The 20,213-nt window shown below is 73.3% G+C and carries 16 protein-coding genes and 1 rRNA gene; 8 read left to right on the forward strand and 9 right to left on the reverse strand.

Annotated features, from left to right (window positions below; all coding sequences use genetic code 11):
• Nucleotides 1-34: 34 nt before the first annotated feature.
• The gene (gene secA, locus ACZ58X_RS18805) at nucleotides 35-2,797 is read right to left on the reverse strand and encodes a preprotein translocase subunit SecA (protein WP_470334730.1); all 2,763 of its coding nucleotides are present in this window, start codon (nucleotides 2,795-2,797) and stop codon (nucleotides 35-37) included.
• Between the two features lie 242 nt (nucleotides 2,798-3,039).
• Here secA and ACZ58X_RS18810 point away from each other — a divergent pair, with 242 nt between their 5' ends.
• A complete protein-coding gene (locus ACZ58X_RS18810) occupies nucleotides 3,040-3,597 on the forward strand; it encodes a GNAT family N-acetyltransferase (RefSeq protein ID WP_470334731.1) in 558 nt (185 codons plus the stop codon).
• A 143-nt stretch (nucleotides 3,598-3,740) separates the two neighbouring features.
• Complete coding sequence (locus ACZ58X_RS18815) at nucleotides 3,741-4,946, forward strand: winged helix-turn-helix domain-containing protein (RefSeq protein WP_470334732.1); 1,206 nt, start codon at nucleotides 3,741-3,743, stop codon at nucleotides 4,944-4,946.
• Between the two features lie 43 nt (nucleotides 4,947-4,989).
• On the opposite strand, the gene ACZ58X_RS18820 is transcribed toward ACZ58X_RS18815, so the two are convergent.
• Both ACZ58X_RS18820 and hpf read right to left on the reverse strand, forming a co-directional pair.
• On the reverse strand, nucleotides 4,990-5,748 hold the full coding sequence (locus ACZ58X_RS18820) for a response regulator (protein ID WP_375882957.1): 759 nt from the start codon (nucleotides 5,746-5,748) through the stop codon (nucleotides 4,990-4,992).
• A 240-nt stretch (nucleotides 5,749-5,988) separates the two neighbouring features.
• Entirely contained in the window at nucleotides 5,989-6,684 is a 696-nt protein-coding gene (gene hpf / locus ACZ58X_RS18825; RefSeq protein WP_360244504.1) for a ribosome hibernation-promoting factor, HPF/YfiA family, read from the reverse strand.
• Between the two features lie 379 nt (nucleotides 6,685-7,063).
• On the opposite strand from hpf, the gene ACZ58X_RS18830 reads away from it, so the two are divergent.
• Nucleotides 7,064-7,786, forward strand: a complete 723-nt coding sequence (locus ACZ58X_RS18830) for a ComF family protein (protein ID WP_470334733.1) — start codon at nucleotides 7,064-7,066, stop codon at nucleotides 7,784-7,786.
• 18 nt (nucleotides 7,787-7,804) lie between these two features.
• Here the strand turns inward: ACZ58X_RS18830 and ACZ58X_RS18835 are convergent, their stop codons facing one another.
• The 3 genes from ACZ58X_RS18835 to mtrA form a co-directional block, all read right to left on the reverse strand.
• Nucleotides 7,805-9,637, reverse strand: a complete 1,833-nt coding sequence (locus ACZ58X_RS18835) for an LpqB family beta-propeller domain-containing protein (protein ID WP_470334734.1) — start codon at nucleotides 9,635-9,637, stop codon at nucleotides 7,805-7,807.
• Between the two features lie 85 nt (nucleotides 9,638-9,722).
• Nucleotides 9,723-11,705 carry an MtrAB system histidine kinase MtrB gene (mtrB, locus tag ACZ58X_RS18840; protein WP_470334735.1) on the reverse strand — a complete coding sequence of 661 codons (1,983 nt, stop codon included), beginning with the start codon at nucleotides 11,703-11,705 and terminating at the stop codon, nucleotides 9,723-9,725.
• A gap of 124 nt (nucleotides 11,706-11,829) precedes the next feature.
• Nucleotides 11,830-12,507 carry an MtrAB system response regulator MtrA gene (gene mtrA / locus ACZ58X_RS18845; protein WP_030283937.1) on the reverse strand — a complete coding sequence of 226 codons (678 nt, stop codon included), beginning with the start codon at nucleotides 12,505-12,507 and terminating at the stop codon, nucleotides 11,830-11,832.
• Nucleotides 12,508-12,794: 287 nt separating this feature from the next.
• Here mtrA and ACZ58X_RS18850 point away from each other — a divergent pair, with 287 nt between their 5' ends.
• The 5 genes from ACZ58X_RS18850 (at nucleotide 12,795) to ACZ58X_RS18870 (ending at nucleotide 18,271) form a co-directional block, all read left to right on the forward strand.
• The gene (locus ACZ58X_RS18850; protein WP_470334736.1) at nucleotides 12,795-13,949 is read left to right on the forward strand and encodes a DUF7847 domain-containing protein; all 1,155 of its coding nucleotides are present in this window, start codon (nucleotides 12,795-12,797) and stop codon (nucleotides 13,947-13,949) included.
• A gap of 5 nt (nucleotides 13,950-13,954) precedes the next feature.
• Entirely contained in the window at nucleotides 13,955-14,662 is a 708-nt protein-coding gene (locus ACZ58X_RS18855) for a DUF4129 domain-containing protein (protein WP_470334737.1), read from the forward strand.
• Nucleotides 14,659-15,882, forward strand: coding sequence for a DUF4350 domain-containing protein (locus tag ACZ58X_RS18860; RefSeq protein ID WP_470334738.1), 1,224 nt, complete (start codon nucleotides 14,659-14,661; stop codon nucleotides 15,880-15,882). The genes ACZ58X_RS18855 and ACZ58X_RS18860 overlap by 4 nt, the downstream gene beginning before the upstream one ends.
• Nucleotides 15,883-15,908: 26 nt before the next feature.
• Nucleotides 15,909-16,898, forward strand: a complete 990-nt coding sequence (locus tag ACZ58X_RS18865; protein WP_470334749.1) for an AAA family ATPase — start codon at nucleotides 15,909-15,911, stop codon at nucleotides 16,896-16,898.
• Between the two features lie 62 nt (nucleotides 16,899-16,960).
• Nucleotides 16,961-18,271: a DUF58 domain-containing protein gene (locus tag ACZ58X_RS18870; protein WP_470334739.1), complete on the forward strand. Its 1,311-nt coding sequence runs from the start codon at nucleotides 16,961-16,963 to the stop codon at nucleotides 18,269-18,271.
• A 107-nt stretch (nucleotides 18,272-18,378) separates the two neighbouring features.
• On the opposite strand, the gene ACZ58X_RS18875 is transcribed toward ACZ58X_RS18870, so the two are convergent.
• The 3 genes from ACZ58X_RS18875 to rrf form a co-directional block, all read right to left on the reverse strand.
• Entirely contained in the window at nucleotides 18,379-19,524 is a 1,146-nt protein-coding gene (locus tag ACZ58X_RS18875) for an RNA polymerase sigma factor (protein WP_470334750.1), read from the reverse strand.
• A gap of 20 nt (nucleotides 19,525-19,544) precedes the next feature.
• Complete coding sequence (locus ACZ58X_RS18880) at nucleotides 19,545-19,952, reverse strand: YciI family protein (protein ID WP_470334740.1); 408 nt, start codon at nucleotides 19,950-19,952, stop codon at nucleotides 19,545-19,547.
• Between the two features lie 177 nt (nucleotides 19,953-20,129).
• Nucleotides 20,130-20,213: ribosomal RNA gene (rrf, locus tag ACZ58X_RS18885) — 5S ribosomal RNA — on the reverse strand; the annotation flags it as partial.

Here is a 20,213-nt window from a genome sequence, read left to right on the forward strand (position 1 = left end):
GGAGCGGCGCCCTGTGCGGCGTCCTGCGGCCGGCTCAGGCCTTGCGGCGGCGGCCCTTGGCGGACTTGGCGGCCTTGCGGCGCTCGGCGCGGGTCAGACCGTCGCCCTCGTCGTCCGGCACGGCGTCCTCGAAGTCGCCCTCGATGACACCGCCGCCGACCTCGTCCGAGGGGGCCGTGTAGTGCAGCCGCTGCGGCTTCGGGGCCTCCAGGCCCTTGGCCTTGATCTCCGGGCGGGCGGCGTCCTTCTCCAGCTTGTCGAGCAGCACCTCGGCGTCCGCCACCGGCACCTCCTCGACCTGCTGCTCGACCTGGACCTCCAGGTTGAACAGGTAGGCGACGGACTCCTCCTTGATGCCCTCCATCATCGCGGTGAACATGTCGAAGCCCTCGCGCTGGTACTCGACCAGCGGGTCGCGCTGCGCCATGGCCCGCAGGCCGATGCCCTCCTGGAGGTAGTCCATCTCGTAGAGGTGCTCGCGCCAGCGGCGGTCCAGCACCGACAGCACGACGCGGCGCTCCAGCTCGCGCAGGATCTCCTCGCCGAGCTGGTCCTCGCGGGCGCCGTACTGCGCCTGGACGTCCTCCTGGACGACCTTGATCAGGAAGTCCGGGGTCAGGCCGGCCGGGCCGCCGACCTCCTCCTCCAGCTCCGCCAGGTCCAGGGTGATCGGGTACAGCTGCTTGAACGCGGTCCAGAGCTTGTCGAGGTCCCAGTCGTCCTCGAAGCCCTCGCCGGTGGCCGCCCTGACGTAGGCCTCGACGGTGTCGTCCATGAAGTGGCCGACCTGCTCCTGGAGGTCCTCGCCCTCCAGCACGCGGCGGCGCTCGCCGTAGATGACCTCGCGCTGGCGGTTGAGCACCTCGTCGTACTTGAGGACGTTCTTGCGGATCTCGAAGTTCTGCTGCTCGACCTGGGTCTGCGCGGAGGCGATCGCCCGGGTGACCATCTTGGACTCGATCGGCACGTCCTCGGGCACGTTGGCCATCGAGAGCACGCGCTCGACCATGCCGGCCTTGAACAGGCGCATCAGGTCGTCGCCCAGCGACAGGTAGAAGCGGGACTCGCCCGGGTCGCCCTGACGGCCGGAGCGGCCGCGCAGCTGGTTGTCGATCCGGCGGGACTCGTGCCGCTCGGTGCCGAGGACGTAGAGGCCGCCGGCCTCCTTGACCTCGTCCTGCTCGGCCTTGACCGAGGCCTTGGCCTTCTCCAGCGCGGCCGGGAACGCGGCCTCGTACTCCTCCGGGTTGTCGCCCGCGGAGAGCCCGCGCTGGGCCAGCTCGGCCGCCGCCAGGTGGTCCGGGTTGCCGCCGAGCATGATGTCGGTGCCACGGCCGGCCATGTTGGTGGCGACGGTGACGGCGCCCTTACGGCCCGCCTGGGCGACGATCTGCGCCTCGCGCTCGTGGTGCTTGGCGTTCAGCACCTCGTGCGGGATGCCGCGCTTGCGCAGCTCCTGCGACAGGTACTCGGACTTCTCGACCGACACGGTGCCGACCAGCACCGGCTGGCCCTTCTCGTGCTTCTCGGCGATGTCCTCGACCACGGCGGCGAACTTGGCCGGCTCCGACTTGTAGATCAGGTCGGGCTGGTCGATGCGCAGCGGCGTCCTGTTGGTCGGGATCGGCACCACGCCGAGCTTGTAGATCTGGTGGAACTCGGCGGCCTCGGTGGTGCCGGTACCGGTCATACCGGAGAGCTTGTCGTACAGACGGAAGAAGTTCTGCAGGGTGATGGTGGCCAGGGTCTGGTTCTCGTTCTGGACCTCCACCCCCTCCTTGGCCTCGATCGCCTGGTGCATGCCCTCGTTGTAGCGGCGCCCGGCCAGGATGCGGCCGGTGTGCTCGTCGACGATCATGACTTCGCCGTTCATGACGACGTAGTCCTTGTCCTTCTTGTACAGCTCCTTGGCCTTGATGGCGTTGTTCAGGAAGCCGACCAGAGGGGTGTTCACCGACTCGTAGAGGTTGTCGATGCCCAGGTAGTCCTCGACCCGGGTGACGCCCTCCTCCAGGACGCCGACGGTGCGCTTCTTCTCGTCGACCTCGTAGTCGCGGTCGATCTTGAGGCGCAGCACCAGCTTGGCGAAGTCGGCGTACCACTTGGTCGCCTGGTCCGCCGGGCCGGAGATGATCAGCGGGGTGCGGGCCTCGTCGATGAGGATCGAGTCGACCTCGTCGACCACCGCGAAGTTGTGGCCGCGCTGGACGAGTTCGTCCTTCGACCAGGCCATGTTGTCGCGCAGGTAGTCGAAGCCGAACTCGTTGTTCGTGCCGTACGTGATGTCCATCGCATACTGGCGCTTGCGCTCGGCGGGCGTCATGTTCGCCAGGATCACGCCGACTTCGAGGCCGAGGAAGCGGTGCACCCGGCCCATCCACTCCGAGTCGCGCTCGGCGAGGTAGTCGTTGACGGTGATCAGGTGAACGCCCTTGCCCGTCAGCGCGTTCAGGTACGTCGGCAGGGTGCCGACGAGGGTCTTGCCCTCACCGGTGCGCATCTCGGCGACGTAGCCGAGGTGCAGGGCCGCGCCACCCATCAGCTGGACGTCGTAGTGCCGCTGGCCGAGCACGCGCTTGGCGGCCTCGCGGACAGTGGCGAACGCCTCGGGGAGGATGTCGTCCAGCGTCTCGCCGTCGACGAGCCGCTGCTTGTACTCGTCGGTCAGCGCGCGCAGCTCGGCGTCGGTGAGGTTGACGAAGTCCTCTTCGATGGAGTTGACCTGGGCAGCAATCCGCTGCAGCTTGCGAAGGATCTTGCCTTCGCCGGCGCGCAGGATCTTGTCGAAGACGGACACTTGAGCGGGCTCCTTGCCTGTATTGGCACTGGACGACTGCACGGGGGGTCCACCCCACCGCACGGGCCATCGTATGCGAGGAGTCCAATGCGCCGGGAGGTGCGTCAGCACGGTATTCCCGTGTCACCCGCCCGTGCACATGGACCGATAGCACCGTCCACCGGGACAAAAGGGTCGACGGGCCGGGGAGTTGGCCCGGAATTCGGATGCCCGCATTCCTCCTACGGAGAAATAATCCGCCCATGGAACAACCCCGGAACGAGCTCGTCACCCTCACCACCGACCGCCTGGTGCTGCGGGCCCCGCAGGAGTCCGACATCGACGCGATCTTCGCGGCCTGCCAGGACGCCGAGATCCAGCGCTGGACGGTCGTCCCGGTGCCCTACCGCCGCGAGGACGCGGAGTTCTTCGTCCACACACTGGCGCCCGAGGGCGTGGCCAAGGCCTCCGAGTTCACCTGGTGCGTGGTCGAACGCGGAACGGGCCGACTGGTCGGCGCCCAGGCGGTCACCCGCAAGGCGGACGACCCGGCCGCCGCCTCGGTCGGCTGGTGGACGGTGAAGGAGCAGCGCGGTCGCGGCTACACCGTCGAGGCGGCCCGCGCGGTCGCCCGCTGGGCGCTGACCGACCTCGGGCTGCGCCGCCTCCAGTGGCTCGCCTACGTCGGCAACGACGGCTCGCGCGCCGTCGCCGAGCGGGTCGGCTACCGCTACGAGGGCACCCTGCGCTCGTACGCCGACCAGCGCGGGGTCTTCCAGGACGCCTGGGTCGCCTCGCTGCTCCCCGCCGACCTGGACTGACCGCCTCCGGACCGCCTCCGGACCGCCCGGACCGACCACCCGGGCCGCCGCTGGGCCGGTCCCCGGACCGGTCCCGGCGCAGGTCCCGGCCGCAGGTCCCGGCGCCCGGCCCGCTGTCGGTGCCCCCGGCTACGCTCGCCGGCATGACCGCTGCCGCTGCCGGGCCCGCGCCCGTCACCGTCCTGGGCGCCGACGACGCCCGCCGGATCGCCCTGCGCGCCCAGGGCCTGCTGGGCGCGCCCGACCGCCGGGCCGGTGCCCGCGGGGTGCTGCGGCACCTGGGCGCCGTCCAGCTGGACACCATCTCGGTGCTGGCCCGCTCGCACGAGCTGGTGCCCTACGCCCGACTGGGCGCGGTCGGCCGCCCGGCGGTCGAGGCGGCCTACTGGGGCGCGGGCACCACCTTCGAGTACTGGTCGCACGCGGCCTGCATCCTGCCGGTCGAGGAGTGGCCGCTGTTCGCCTTCCGGCGCCGCCGCTACCGCGAGCGCGGCAGCCTCTGGAGCCACCAGGTCGCGCCCGAGACGTACCGGGCGGTGCTCGACAAGCTGCGCGCCGAGGGGCCGTTGACCGCCACCGAGCTGGGCGGGGCCAAGCGGACGGCCGAGTGGTGGGACTGGTCCGACACCAAGATCGCGGTGGAGCGGGCGCTCGCCTTCGGCGACGTGGTCTGCACCGACCGCCGGAGCTGGAAGCGGGTCTACGCGCTGGCCGAACAGGCCGTGCCCGACGCCCTGTTCGGCCAGGACCGGTCCGACGAGGAGTGCCTGCGCACCCTGGTGGCCCAGGCCGGCTCCGCGCTCGGCGTGGCCACCCGGGCCGACCTCCAGGACTACCACCGGCTGCGCGCCGAGGACTTGGACCGGGTGCTCACGGACAGCGGGCTGGTCCCGGTCGAGGTGGCGGGCTGGGGCCCGGACGGCACCCGGGCCGCTGCCTGGGCCGATCCGGCCGCGCTGGCCACCGCCCCGCGCGGGCGCCACCGCACCACGCTGCTCTCGCCGTTCGACTCGCTGATCTGGGACCGCGCCCGCACCGAGCGGATCTTCGGCATGACGCACCGGCTGGAGGCCTACACCCCCAAGCACAAGCGGGTGCACGGCTACTTCGCGATGCCGCTGCTCACCGGCGGTCGGCTGGTCGGCCGGGTCGACCCGGCCCGGGAGGGCCGCACGCTGGTCGCCCGGCAGGTCTCGCTGACCGACGACCGGGGCGGCGCCCGGCAGCTCGAGGCGCTCGCCGCCGCCCTGCGCGAGGCGGCCGCCTGGGTCGGCTGCGACGGGGTGCGGGTCGAGGCGCTGCACGACGATCGGCTGCGCCCGGCCCTGGAGGAGCTGCTCGCGCGGTAGCGCGGCGGCGGGCGCCCGGTCACCCTGCGGCGACGGGCGCCGTTCACCCTATTTCGAGGATCTTCTCCCGCATCGCGTACACCACGGCCTCCATCCTGGAATGCAGTTGGAGCTTCTCCAGGATGTTGCGGACGTGGTTCTTCACCGTGTTCTCGCTGATGAACAGCTCCTTGGCGATCTCCCGGTTGTTCATCCCGGTCGCCACCAGCTTGAGCACCTCCAGCTCCCGGTCGGTGAGCCGGGGCGCCGGGACGAGGTCCCGGTCGTCGGAACGCCGCTGGATCATCGACTTGAACTCGGTGAGTAGCTTGGAGGCCATCGACGGGCTGATCTGCGACTGCCCGTCGGCGACCGCCCGGATCGCGGTGGCGACCTCGTCGGTGGAGATCTCCTTGAGCAGGTAGCCGGTGGCCCCCGCCTTGATCGCCTCGTAGAGGTCGGCCTCCTCGTCGCTTATCGTCAGCATGATGATCTTGGTGCTGGGCGCCACGTCCTTGATCGCCGTGCAGGCCTCGATCCCGCTGCGGCGCGGCATCCGGACGTCCATCAGGATGATGTCGGGCAGCAGGTCGGCGGCCTTGAGCACGGCTTCGGCGCCGTCCCCGGCCTCGCCGACGACCTTGATGTCCGGCTCCTCCGCCAGCACGATCTCCAGCCCGCGGCGGAACAACGCGTGGTCGTCCACCACCAGGACGCGGATCGGCTCACCCCGGCGCGGCGCGTACGCGGGTTCCTCCTCCGGCCCCGGCGGCAATCCGGTGACCGGTCCCCCAGCGGGCCCCAGCCCGAAGTGATCCCCCATCCGCTCCTCCCCCTTCGCGGGTCGACGTGCGCCCAATCATTCCACGCCCCGCCACCGCCGCGGTCACCCTCCGACGCCGATTGCCCCGCATCGGGTGACCCCTGGACACAACGGACCCGAGCTCCGTTCGAACCCGTCCCACCGGCCGGTGCCCGGAACGCGTGGAACGCCCCGGAACGCCGGTGACCCCGGCGGTCGCTGCCGCCGGGGTCACCCCTCCGTGTTCAACTGCCGGGACGGTCAGTCCTCGTCGACGGACCGACCGATCGCACCGCCCGCGCCGCTGGCCACGCCGGCCGCCATGTCCGGCTGCACGTGGATGACGCCGTAGTGGTAGCCGTGCCGGCGGTAGACGACGCTCGGCAGGCCGCTGTCCTTCTCCACGAACAGGTAGAAGTCGTGGCCGACCAGCTCCATCTCGTAGAGCGCCTGGTCCAGCGCCATGGGGGCGGCCGAGTGGGTCTTCTCCCGGACCACCAGCGGGCCTTCGCCCTCCACTTCCAGGGATCCCATCATGGTCTTGCGGACGGCCCCGTTGGTCTCGCCCTCGTGCGCCGTGGTCTCGGGCAGCGCGGCCAGGGCCGCGGTCGCCTCGGCGACGCTGATGGGGGTGCGGCCGTTCGCGCCGCCCTTGTGCACCCGGCGCCGGTCCGCGGACTTGCGCAGCTGCGCGTCGAGCTTCGCCGAAGCCAGGTCGAGCGCCGCGTACGGGTCGCCGGCGGCGGCTTCGGCCCGGATCACCGGGCCCCGGGTACGGAGAGTGATCTCCACGCGGTCCGACCGGTCGGCCTGCCGCGGGTTGTGCTCCTTGGACACCTCGACGTCGAGGCTGATCACCTTGCCGTCGAACTTCTGGACCTTCTCCAGCTTCTCGGCCACGTGCTCGCGGAACCTCTTGGGCACCTCGGTCTTGCGGCCCTTGACGACGATGTCCACGCAGAACTCCGATCCCTCGTGCTGACGCCGATCCGGGTGCTACCGGACCGGACTGAGCTCCAGCTGGACCAGCCCATCCACTGCCGGCCCCCCGCTCCGCCGCCAGCGGCGGGAACGACTGGCCCTCATCTCACTTCCTCCCCATCAGGGACGGTTGAAACCCCCTGGAGCCTTATCGAACACCTCACGCGGGGTTTTCGCCTCCCCGGGCGGGAAGGGGGGTATGACCCGATACTTCGGGCGGCGCTGGGAGCGGGCGGTCAAACTGTTGCACCCTGTCTACCCTCCTAGGAGTGAAGTATGGGTAAATACCTGGACAACGCCCCCCATACGGCGGATCCTTTGCTGACTCTCCGTGCCGAAGCCGCCAGGAGCAGCCGTGCCGTCGACCCCTTCACCCGCCCGTGCGCCGTCCGCGCGGACACCGTTCGGCCACGCACTGGCCGGGCTGTTGGACGTCCTGCTCCCCGCGGACTGCGCGGGTTGCGGCGCCGAGCGCACCCAGCTCTGCCCGGCCTGCCGGCACGCGCTGACCGCCACCCGGCCCGGCCCCACCCTGCTGCCCTGGGCGCACGCGGCCGCGCCGTACGCCGACCCGGTGCGGCAACTGCTGCTCGCCCACAAGGAACGCGGCGCGCTGCGCCTGGCCGGGCCGCTCGGCGAGGCGCTCGGACGGGCGGTGCGCTCCGCCCTGGGGGCCCGGGCCGGGGCCACGCCGCTGCTGCTGGTCCCGATGCCCTCGGCCCGCGCCGCGGTGCGCGCCCGGGGCCACGACCCGACGCTGCGGCTGGCCGGGGCGGCCGCCCGCTCGCTGCGCCGGGCCGGCCTGGACGCCCGGGCCGCGCCGCTGCTGCGGCACGCCCGTCCGGTCGCCGACCAGGCCGGGCTGAACGCCGCCGAGCGGCGGCGCAACCTGCACGGCGCGCTCACCGTCCTGCCGCGCGCCCACCGGGGCCTGGCCGGCCGTCAACCGGTGCTGGTGGACGACCTGGTGACCACCGGGGCGAGCCTGGCCGAGGCGGCCAGGGCGCTGGCCGACGCCGGGCTGCCGGCCCGGGCCGCCGCCACCGTCGCGGCCACCTCCGTGCACCCCGCCGGTTAGGGCCCGACGGTCCTGGGGTCAGCCCGGGTAGAAGTACGAGCGGGCCTTGTCCACCAACTGGGCTTCCCGCCACTGGTTGTTGACCAGCCGGTAGACGGTGCCCGCGGCCACCGCGAGCACCGGCGAGGGCTGGGCCAGGATGTACCCGCGGGACTCCGCCGTCGAGATCGACTGCGGGGAGGACGGCAGGCCGTTGCCGGTCTGCAGCTGACCGTCCGTGCTCTGCGAGCCGTCGGTGCTGATGTAGTACAGCTGCTGGGGGCGGTCCTGCTCCTTGCCGAGCACCAGCAGCTGGTCGGTCTCCGACCAGGACACCGAGGCGACGTCGACGAGCGAGGGGGCCGCCGGGCGGACGCCGGTGATCCGCACGGTCGGCGCCTGCGGCGTTCCGCCGTGCTCCACCCGTCCGAACATCAGTGAACTTCCGTTCACCCCGGGGGACTTGACCACCAGGGCGATCCGGGCGCCGTCCGAGGAGAGCTTCAACGCCTGCACCGTCTGCCCGGTCAGCCCGTCCACCGACGCGGTGTACGACTTGCCGCCGCGCACCATGACCACCCGCGGGTTCTGCGGGTTGCGGTCCACCACCCAGAGGTCGCCGCGGCCGTCCCAGCTGGGCGAGGTGAGGCCGTCGTCCTTGGCGCCGGCCTTCGCCGGGGAGCTGAGCACCGGTTCGGGCATCGTCGCCGTGCCGGCCTGCAGCGGCACCGCGTAGAGCTGGTGGCCGTCGTCCGAGAGCGCGGCGGCCTGGGTGCCGTCCCGGCTGACCGCGACGGCGCCCAGGACGGGCGCCCCGCTCGCGTGCGGCTTGCCGAGCACCCCGGGCACCGGGTCGCCGGTGTGCCCGTCGTCGGCCGCCATCAGCGCACCGTTGTCGGCGCGCTGGTAGTACTGCTGCACGGGCAGTCGCCCGGCCAGCGCGCCGGGGCCGACGGCCGGGTCGTCGGTGCGGCTGGCCGTGCAGGAGCCCCGCTGCCCGCGCAGTTCCAGCCGTTCGACCTGGCCCTTGCCCTGGTCGGCGAAGGTGTAGAAGAGCTGGGTCGCCATCCGGCGGCAGGCCACCGGGTCGGCCAGGTCGGCCCCGCCGACCTGGACGTGGGCGATCCGGCTGTCGTCGATGCTCACCTTGTCGACCGTGGTGCCGGTCGGGAAGGCCGTCCGGACCACCGGCGAGAGCCAGGTCGACGGCCCGGAGACCAGTGCCTTGGCGGCCGAGGCCAGCGGGTCGATCCGGCGGCGCAGGTAGATCGGGTCGGCTATCAGCACCTCCTGGCCGCCGTTGCCGGGGGCCGGCACCGACGGGTCGGGGGTGGTGTAGAAGAAGCGCTCGACCTGCCGGAAGCTGTTCCGGAAGTTGGTCTCGTTCATGATCACGCCGGGCGGCAGCGAATCGATCCGCCAGTCGCCGTCGTGTTCCCGCACGAAGGTGAAGTCGAAGACGTTGTTGTTCTGCCCCGCCACCAGCAGGTAGGAGTGCTTGTCGTCGACCTTGGCCACCAGCTGCCCGGACACCGTCGAGGAGTACTTGGTGTCGGCGTCGGCGACCTGGTCCAGCGGGATCTTCGTGGCCGAGAGCACCTGGATGCCCGCGTCCGGGTTCCAGGTCGCCGCGGCGCGCTCGGTGAGGTACTTGCGCGCGGTCTCGTACCCCTCGTCGGCGGTGACCGCGTCCAGGAACCCGGTCAGCAGCTCGCGCGGCTTGGCGCCCTTGCCGGGCGCCACCGGGAAGACCCTGGCCTGGAGGTTCTTGTCGGCCGAGCCCTGGGACAGCTCCACCTTGGTGATGCCGCCGGAGTCCGGCATGGCCGCGCAGCCGCTCGCCACCAGGGTGCCGAGCACCGCGCCGGCCACTGCCACGAGCAGCGGCGCGGGACCGGTCCTCGCACTCCCGGCTACGGACCGACGCCCGCCCGCGGGCCGACGCCGGGGCACGGCCCTAGTGCTGTTGCTCGTCCTTCGCACGCTGCGACCCCTCCAGGTCCGTCCCACCCGTCACGTCCGGCTCCGCCGTACGCTGCGCCACCGACGGCCGTCCGGGCGTCGGGTCCACCATGACCTGGGCGCCGATGACGCCGTAACCGGCCCCCGCCGTCCGCACGTCCGAGGGGTCCGCGCGCGGCCCCTCGGGCAGCCGGTTCCGGCCCAGTCCGGGGCCGATGTTCAGCACTCCGCCGAGCCCGCTGCCCAGCCCGTTGCCGGGCCCCTCCGGCGCCTCGGCCTGCTCCTCGGCGGCGGTCATCGCCGTGGCGCCCGCCGGGGCGATCGCCCGCCGGTACGGCGTGCCGTACGCGCCCAGGCCCCGGTTGTTGCGGGAGTCCTCCGGCTCCAGCCGGAACGGCGCCCGGTTGATCTCGCCGCCGCGGGTGCGCGGCAGGGTCAGCCGGAAGTGCGAGCCGCCGCCGGGCTCACCCCAGGCCTGGAGCCAGCCACCGTGCAGGTGGGCGTCCTCGACCGCGATGGACAGGCCCAGCCCGGTGCCGCCGGTGGTGCGCACCCGGGAGGGGTCCGCCCGCCAGAAGCGGTGGAACACCCGGGACGCCTCGCCCGGCTTGAGTCCGATGCCGTAGTCGCGCACGCCGACCGCGACGGCGCCGTCGGCCGAGCCCAGGCGGACGACCACGTCGCGGCCCTCGCCGTGCTCCAGCGCGTTGACCACCAGGTTGCGCAGGATGCGCTCGATCCGGCGGGAGTCCACCTCGGCGAGCACCGGCTCGCCGTCACCGCGGATCACCACGGCGCTGCCCTTGGCCTCGGCCAGCGGCTCGGCGGCCTCGACCACCCGGCCGACGATCTCCCGCAGGTCGACCGGCTCGGCGTCCAGGATCGCGGCGCCGGCGTCGAAGCGGCTGATCTCCAGCAGGTCGGCGAGCAGCGACTCGAAGCGGTCCAGCTGGCCCTGCAGCAGCTCCGCCGAGCGGGCCGCCATCGGGTCCAGGTCCTCGCGGCTGTCGTAGATCAGGTCGGCGGCCATCCGGACCGTGGTCAGCGGGGTGCGCAGCTCGTGCGAGACGTCCGAGACGAAGCGCCGCTGCACCCGGGAGAGCTCCTCCAGCTGACGGATCTGCGCCTGGAGGGCGTTGGCCATCCGGTTGAACGACTCCCCGAGGCGGGCGATGTCGTCCGTCCCGGTCACCTTCATCCGCTCTTCCAGGTGTCCGTCGGCGAGCCGCTCGGAGATGCCCGCGGCCATCCGGACCGGGGTGACCACCTGGCGCACCACGACCCAGGCGATGCCGCCCATCAGGATCACCACGAACACGCCGGCGGTCGCCAGGGTGCCGGTGATCAGGTTGAGGGTGTCGGTCTCCTGGCCGAAGGAGAACACGTAGAACAGCTGGTAGCTGGTGTCGGCCGGGCCGACGAACTGCATGCCGAGGGCCAGTCCGGGCTCGCTCTTGCCGCCGCCCTCGGGCGAGCGGTGGATCCGGGTCGGCTGGTCGAACATCTGGCCGGGCTCGTCGAAGAGCCTCGCGCGCAGGCTGTCCGGGATGCTGCTGGGCTGGATGTCGCCCGAGTAGCGCGGCGCGAAGCCGGCGCTGTCCGGCACGACCGTCCCGGTGCCGGGGGCCATCGCGATCACCGAGTAGACCGTCTGCCCGCTCGCGGCGAGGTCGTTGACCTGGCGCAGCAGCCAGGTGCCGGTCTCCCCGGTGGTCGGGTCGACGGCGCCGCGCAGCGCCTGGTCCCGGGCCTCGTCGATCTTCTTCTGCTCGACCTGGAAACCGATCCGGGCCTGCGCCCGGGCCGCGTCGATCTTGGTGTCGAGCAGGCCGGTCCGCACCTGCGCCACCACGACCACGCCCAGCACCAGGACCACCGCGATGGAGGCCAGCAGGGAGACCGCGACCACGCGCAACTGGATCGACCGGCGGTACAGCGCGGTGACCCGGCGCGCCGGGCGCCTGAGCTGACGCTTCATCAGACCGAACACTCCGGACGGGCCGCGACGGCGGCGGGTGGTCGAACTCAGCACGTCCCCGCGCACGGCCCCCGCCCCGTCGGTCGCGGAACCCGACGGGGTGTCGTCAGCCCGGTCCGTCACGTCAGCTGGGTCCGGCCTTGTAGCCGACGCCGCGGACGGTCACCACGATCTCGGGGCGCTCCGGGTCCTTCTCGATCTTGGAACGGAGGCGCTGCACGTGGACGTTGACCAGGCGGGTGTCCGCCGCGTGGCGGTAGCCCCACACCTGCTCCAGCAGCACCTCACGGGTGAACACCTGCCAGGGCTTGCGGGCCAGCGCGACCAGCAGGTCGAACTCCAGCGGGGTCAGCGGGATGCTGCGCCCGTCCCGCTTCACCGAGTGGCCGGCCACGTCGATCACCAGATCGCCGATGGTCAGCTGCTCGGGTGTCGGCTCCTCGGCACGGCGCAGCCGCGCGCGCACCCGGGCCACCAGTTCCTTGGGCTTGAACGGCTTGGTGACGTAGTCGTCGGCGCCGGACTCCAGGCCCACCACGACGTCGACCGTGTCGGTCTTCGCGGTCAGCATGACGATCGGGACGCCGGACTCGGCCCGGATCTGCCGGCACACGTCGATGCCGTCCCGGCCGGGCAGCATCAGGTCGAGCAGGACCAGATCGGGCTTGCTCTCCCGGAACGCGGCTAGCGCCTTGTCCCCATCCGCGACGAAAAACGGCTCAAAACCCTCACCACGCAACACGATGCCGAGCATCTCGGCCAGTGCGGAGTCGTCATCAACGACGAGGACGCGTCCCTTCATGGGTCCATCTTCTCATTACCGGATTGTGACCTGCCGCACAGCAGTGCCATTGCTCCACAACGGCCAACTCCCCGGCCGTCGATTTCCGGCCATACCGGGCGAATAGCCCTCCTCGGAGTGCCTCCGAACTGTCCGGAACCCGCCGTCCGACCCCCCGGCGGCTCCCGTTGTCGATCAGCAACCGGATACCCCTGGGGCGTCTCCGGGCCCCATGGCACGATGGGCGCTGCGCGCGGGCGAAAGATCCGCCCGGAGCCGCGCCCAGGACGCCCCTCCGAGGAGCAGTGATGACCGACACTCCGGGCTGGGCCTCGCCCAGCTCGTCCGAGCCGCCCCGCGACGGCGCCCGGCCCCCGGCCGACGCGCCCGCCGCCGTGCCCGGTCCGTCGGCACCCCCTCAGGCCGCACCCGCCTGGGGCCCCCAGTACGGACAGCCGAACCGCGGCACCCAGCCCTCCGGCCAGGGCCCGTACGGCTGGGAGACCGCGCGCAGCCCCCGGCCCGGCGTCATCCCGCTGCGCCCGCTCAGCATCGGCGAACTGCTCGACGGCGCCGTCACCACCGTCCGCCGGAACTGGCGCACCGCGCTCACCCTCTCGCTCGGCATCGCCGTCGTCGACCAGGCCGGTGCCTTCGTCGCCAAGCTGCTGGTCAAGGGCCGTACCGGTACCTCCACCCAGCTGCTCACCCTGCTCGCCACCATGCCGCTGTCGCTGCTGCTCGACGCGCTGGCCGTCGCCCTGCTCACCATCGTGGTCAGCCGCGCCGTCCTCGGCCGACCGGTGACCGCCGGCGACGCCTGGCGTGACGCCCGCCCCCGGCTGCTGCAACTCCTCGGGCTCACCGTGCTCACCACCCTGATGAGCGTCGGCGTGGTGCTGCTCGGCTTCACCCCGCTGATCGGCTACGTCGCGGGCGGCTCGAGCACGCCCGGCACCGCGGCCCTGCTGTTCCTGGTCGGCCTGCTGACCGTCCCGGTCGGCCTCTGGCTGCTGATCCGCTACAGCCTGGCCGCCCCCGCGCTGATGCTGGAGAAGCAGGGCGTGGTGACCGCGCTCTCGCGCTCCCGCCGGCTGGCCCGCGGCTCCTGGTGGCGGATCCTCGGCATCGTCCTGCTCGCCCGGGTGCTGGCCGGGATCGTCGGGGTGACGCTCGCCATCCCGTTCCGCTTCCTCGGCCTGGTCCTCGGCTTCGGCTCCATGGACCGGCTCGGCGACACCGCCCACGAGTCCGTCGGCATGATGGTGCTGACCGCGGTCGCCGGGATCATCGCCTCCGCCCTGACCACCCCGTTCCTGGCCGCCGTCGGCGTGCTGGTCTACATCGACCAGCGGATCCGCCGCGAGGCCCTCGACATCGAACTCGCCCGCGCCGCCGGACTGCCCGAACAGGGCGGCACCGGCTGGAGCGGCCGGGCCGACCAGACCCCCGCGAGGCACTGAACCGGATGCCTATCTGGGGGGACAGGCTCCTCGCCGCCGGCGGCGCCCCGGTCACCGTTCCACGGGACCCGGCCCGCGACGCCGCCCGCGACGAGCTGCTCAAGGCCGAGTACCACAAGAACGACCCGAGCGTCCTGGAACGCGTCATCGACTGGATCTGGGACCACATCGACCGCGCCATGGGCAGCATCTCCGCCGGGGGCACCGACGGCACCACCGGACTGGTGCTCTTCCTGATCGTCGCCGCGGTGATCGCCGCCGCCCTCTGGTGGCGCCTCGGCGCACCCAAGCGCGCCGCCCGCACCGACTACGGCGTGTACGGCGCCGACGGCCCGCGCACCGCCGCGCAGTACCGCGCCGACGCCGCCGGACACGCCGCCGCCGGCCGCTGGACCGAGGCCGTCCGCGAGCAGATGCGCGCCCTGGTCCGGGCCCTGGAGGAGCGCACCCTGCTCGACACCCGCCCCGGCCGCACCGCCGACGAGGCCGCCGCCGAAGCCGGCCGGGCCCTGCCCGACCAGGCCGCCGCACTCACCGCGGCCGCCCGCACCTTCGACGACATCGCCTACGGCGAGCGCACCGCCGACCGGGCCGCGTACCAGCTGCTGCTGGACCTCGACCGGGCCCTGGAACGCAGCCGCCCGGTGCTCGCCCACACCCCCGCCGCGGCCCCCGCCCCGGCGCCGACCGCAACCCCGGGAGGAGCGGCATGACCAGCACCGCCCCGGCTCCCCCCGCCGCCGAACGACCCGCCGCCGACGCCGCACCGACCAGCCTCGCCCCCACCGGGCGCGGCCTGGCCCGCCGCGCCCGCTGGTACCTGGTCGCCCTCGCCGTCCTGCTGGTCGCCGCCGTCGGCCTCGCCGTCCTCAACACCGGCCACCGCTACCCGCCGCTCGACCCCCGCTCCTACGACGCCGACGGCACCCACGCCGTCGTCGCCCTGCTCGACGGCCAGGGCGTCAGGACCGCACTGCGCACCGACCCCACGGCCCCCGCCGACGGCGCCGACACCCTGGTGCTGCCCGAGCCCGACCTGCTGAGCCCCGCCGAACTGCGCGCCGTCGCCGCCGCCCGGCACCGGCGGCTGGTCCTGATCAACCCGGGCCCGGCCGCCCTCAGCGCGCTCGCCCCCGGCATCCGCACCTCCGACGAGGTCGGCGGCGTCCCGTTCGCGTCCGTCCGCAGCACCCACCCGAGCTGCGCCCTCCCCGAGGCCGTCCGGGCCGGCAGCGCCGCGATGGGCGGCACGCTCTACACCAGCGGCAGCCGCGGCGACGGCTGCTACCCGTACCACCACGGCTACCCGCTGGTCAGCACCCCCGACGACGCCGGCGGCAACGTCATCGTGCTCGGCAGCGGCGAGTTCCTGCAGAACGGCCACCTCGCCGACGACGGCAACGCCTCGCTCGCCCTCGGCCTGCTCGGCTCGCAGCCCCGCCTCACCTGGCACCTGCCCGACTACACCGCGCCGGTCGCCGCGGGCACCCAGCGCAAGACCTTCGGCGACTACATCCCGAAGGGCTGGCACTGGGCCTTCTACCAACTCGCCGTCGCCGCCGTGCTCGCCGCCCTCTGGCGCGCCCGCCGACTCGGCCCGGTGGTCAGCGAGAACCTGCCCGTGGTGGTCCGCGCCGCCGAGACCACCGAGGGCCGGGCCCGCCTCTATCGACGGGCCAAGGCCCACGGCCGCGCCGCCGAGGCACTGCGCCGCGCCACCGCCCACCGCCTCGCCCCCGCCCTCGGCCTCCCGCTCCAGGCCGGCGGACCGGACCCGGAGGCACTCTGCGCGGCCGTCGCCGACCGCCTCCCCGAACGACCCGCCGGGGACGTCCGGGCCCTGCTCTACGGCCCGCCCCCGACCGACGACGCCGCGCTGCTGCGGCTCGCCGACGACCTAGACGCCCTCGAAAGGCAGGTACGGAACCCGTGACCGAACAGGCAACCGCCCAGCTCCGCATCACCCCCGGCACGGCACCCGCCACCCCCGCTACCCCCGCCACCGACCCGCGCACGGCCCTGACCGCCCTGCGCGCCGAGATCGGCAAGGCCGTGGTCGGCCAGGACGCCGCCGTCACCGGCCTGGTGGTGGCCCTCCTCTGCGGCGGCCACGTACTGCTGGAGGGCGTCCCCGGCGTCGCCAAGACCCTGCTGGTCCGTACCCTGTCCACGGCGCTCAGCCTGGGGACCAAGCGCATCCAGTTCACCCCCGACCTGATGCCCGGCGACGTCACCGGCTCGCTCGTCTACGACGCCCGCACCGCCGAGTTCTCCTTCCAGCCCGGCCCGGTCTTCACCAACCTGCTGCTCGCCGACGAGATCAACCGCACCCCGCCCAAGACCCAGGCCGCCCTGCTGGAGGCCATGGAGGAGCGGCAGGTCACCGTCGACGGCGAACCGCGCGCGCTGCCCGTCCCGTTCCTGGTCGCCGCGACCCAGAACCCGGTCGAGTACGAGGGCACCTACCCGCTGCCCGAGGCCCAGCTGGACCGCTTCCTGCTCAAGCTGATCCTCCCGCTGCCCGACCGCGACCAGGAGTTCCAGGTCCTCTCCCGGCACGCCTCCGGCTTCGACCCCAAGGACCTCGCCGCCGCCGGCGTCCGCCCGGTCGCCGGGCCCGAGCACCTGGCCGCCGCCCGCGAGCAGATCGCGAAGCTCACCGTCTCGCCCGAGATCCTGGCGTACATCGTCGACCTCTGCCGGGCCACCCGGCAGTCCCCGTCGCTGTCCATCGGCGTCTCCCCCCGCGGTGCCACCGCACTGCTCGCCGCCTCGCGCGCCTGGGCCTGGCTGGCCGGGCGGGACTACGTCACCCCGGACGACGTCAAGGCGCTCGCCCTGCCCACCCTGCGGCACCGCGTCGCGCTGCGCGCCGAGGCCGAGATGGAGGGCGTCACCGCCGACTCCGTCATCCACGCCGTCCTCGCCCAGACGCCCGCCCCCCGCTGATCCACCACCGGTAGGCGTACCGGGTCCTCGAACACACCGGGCTTCCGAAGGAGCGCACCCGCATGGCCCTCACCGGGCGAACCGCCCTGATCGCCGCGCTCGGCGCGCTCTTCGTGGGCCTCCTGCTGCCCTCCTGGACCGGGATCGGGGCCGTCACCGGCGCCGTCCTGCTCGCCGTCCTGGTCGACCTGGTGCTCGCCGCCCCCGTCCGCAGCCTGCGGATCGCCCGGGGCGGCGACACCACCGTCCGGCTCGGCGACACCGCCTCGGTCGAACTGACCGTCACCAACAGCTCCGGACGGCCGCTCCGGGCCCTGGTCCGCGACGCCTGGGCCCCCTCCGCCTGGCGCCCCGGCACCTCCGAGACCGCCTCCCGGCACACCCTCGCCGTCCCCGGCGGCGAACGGCGCCGGGCGGTCACCGTGCTCACCCCGGGCCGCCGCGGCGACCACCACGCCCACCGCGTGACGGTCCGCTCGCTCGGCCCGCTCGGCCTGGCCGGCCGTCAGGGCTCCCACCACGTCCCCTGGACGGTCCGCGCCCTCCCCCCGTTCAACAGCCGCAAGCACCTGCCCTCCCGGCTCGCCCGGCTGCGCGAACTCGACGGCCGGACCTCGGTGCTGACCCGGGGCCAGGGCACCGAGTTCGACTCGCTGCGGGAGTACCTGCCCGGCGACGACGTCCGCTCCATCGACTGGCGCGCCAGCGCCCGCCGCAACACCGTCGCCGTCCGCACCTGGCGCCCCGAACGCGACCGGCACATCCTGATCGTCCTCGACACCGGCCGCACCTCGGCCGGCCGCGTCGGCGACGCCCCCCGCCTGGACGCCGCCCTCGACGCCGCCCTGCTGCTCACCGCCCTCGCCACCCGCGCCGGCGACCGGGTCGACCTGCTCGCCCACGACGCCCGCAAGCGCGCCTCGGTCATCGGCAGCTCCCCCAGCGAGATCCTGCCCTCCTTCACCAACGCGATGGCCCTGCTGGAACCCGCGCTGCACGAGACGGACATGCGCTCGCTGGTCTCCACCGCGCTCACGATGGCGCCGCACCGCTCGCTCGTCGTCCTGCTCACCGGGCTGGACGCGGCCTCCGTCGAAGACGGCCTGCGCCCGCTGCTGCCCCTGCTCACCAAGCGCCACGAGGTCGTCCTCGCCTCCGTCGCCGACCCGCACCTGGACGTGCTGGCCGCCGGCCGCGGCACCGTGGAGGCCGTCTACGGCGCCGCCGCCGCCGAGCAGACCCGCGCCGACCGCCGGCACACCGCCGACCGCCTCACCCGCAGCGGGGTCACCGTCCTCGACGCCCCGCCGGCCCAGGTCGCCCCGGCACTGGCGGACGCCTACCTGGCACTCAAGGCGGCCGGCCGGCTCTGAACCGGGCCGCCCGAGGCCACCGGGCCCGAGGCCACCGTGCCCGACACCATCGAGCCCGACACCGTCGAGCCCGGCAGACCCCGTCCCGTCCCGTCCCCGTCCCCGGGTCAGCTGCCGCGGCGGGCGTTGAGCCGGGCCGCCTGGCGCGTCAGGTGTTCGCGCTCGGCAAGGTTGGCCGCCCGGCGGGCCGCCTCGGCGTACAGCCGGGCCGCCAACTGCAGGTCCCCGGCACGCTCGTGGAGGTACGCCGCCGCGGCCGCGTACCGGGGCAGCGCCTCGTCCAGTTCACCGAGCGCCGCCAGGCCGGCCCGCGGCCCGTCCGCCTCACCGACCGCCACCGCGCGGTTCAGCCGCACCACCGGACTGCCCGTCAGCCGCACCAACTCGTCGTACCACTCGACGATCTGCACCCAGTCGGTCTCCCCGGCGGTGGGCGCATCGGCGTGCAGCGCCGCGATGGCCGCCTGGGCCTGGAACTCGCCCAACCGGTCCCGGGCCAGGGCCGTCTGCAGGATCCCGACGCCCTCCGCGATCAAGCCGGTGTCCCAGAGCCGCCGGTCCTGCTCCGCGAGCGGCACCAGACTTCCGTCGGGACCGGTCCGGCCGGCCCGCCGGGCGTGGTGCAGCAGCATCAGCGCCAGCAGCCCCGCCACCTCGGGGTGGTCGATCGCCGCCGCCAGCTGCCGGGTCAGCCGGATCGCCTCGGCGGCGAGGTCGACGTCCCCGGAGTAGCCCTCGTTGAACACCAGGTAGAGCACCCGCAGCACGGTCGCGACGTCGCCCGGCTGATCGAGGCGGACCGCCGAAACGGTGCGCTTGGCCCGGCTGATCCGCTGCGCCATGGTCGCCTCGGGCACCAGATAGGCCTGGGCGATCTGTCGGGTGGTCAGTCCACCGAGCGCGCGCAGGGTGAGCGCGACCGCGGAGGACGGCGTCAACGACGGGTGGGCGCACAGGAAGTAGAGCTGCAGGGTGTCATCCACCGAGGCCGCCGGACCGGGCTCCGGCTCCTGGTCGACGAGTTCCTCCCGACGCCGACGGGCGGTGTCCGCCCTGGTCGCGTCGAGGAACTTCCGCCAGGCGACGGTGACCAACCAGCCCTTCGGGTCCCGCGGCGGATCACTCGCCCAGACGCGGACCGCCTCGACCAGCGCCTCCTGCACGGCGTCCTCGGCCGCCGCGAAGTCGGCTCCGCGGCGGACGAGGACACCCAGCACACCCGGGGTGAGGCCTCGGATCAAGGCCTCGTTCATCGGGACGGTCACGGGAGAGGTCACTCCGTGACGGTCGGCGGCATGGCCAGGAACGGACGCAGCTCCAGCCACTCGTGGATCGGCTTTCCACCGGCCCCCGGCGCCGCCGACAGCTCACCGGCCAGCTCGACGGCGCGCTCGTGGCTGTCCACGTCGATCACCATCCAACCGGCGATGAGGTCCTTGGTCTCCGCGAACGGACCGTCCGTCACCGGCGGCCGCCCCTCGCCGTCGTAGCGGACCCACGACCCCTCGGGCGCGAGCGCCTGGGCGTCGACGAACTCGCCGGTCTGCTCCAGCCGGGCCGCGAAGTCCTGCATGTACGTGATGTGCGCCGTGACCTCCTCCGGCGTCCACTGGTCCATCGGCGCGCAGTTGACCGGGGTCGGGGCGCCTCGGTAGTGCTTGAGCAGCAGGTACTTGGCCATCGTGCTTCTCCTTCGGAGCTCGTGCGACCCATTGTGGCCGCGCTCACCCCAGGGACGGAGCCGGCCACGGGTTCTCGACACGACCGGCCAAGATTTTTTTCGGCCACCGTCCTCCGGAAGCTCCGGAAATGCGAAAAGGCCCACCCGGTAACCCGGGTGGGCCTTCTCTGAATGATTGTTCGGCGGCGTCCTACTCTCCCACAGGGTCCCCCCTGCAGTACCATCGGCGCTGTGAGGCTTAGCTTCCGGGTTCGGAATGTA

Source organism: Kitasatospora sp. NPDC040550 (assembly GCF_055594965.1).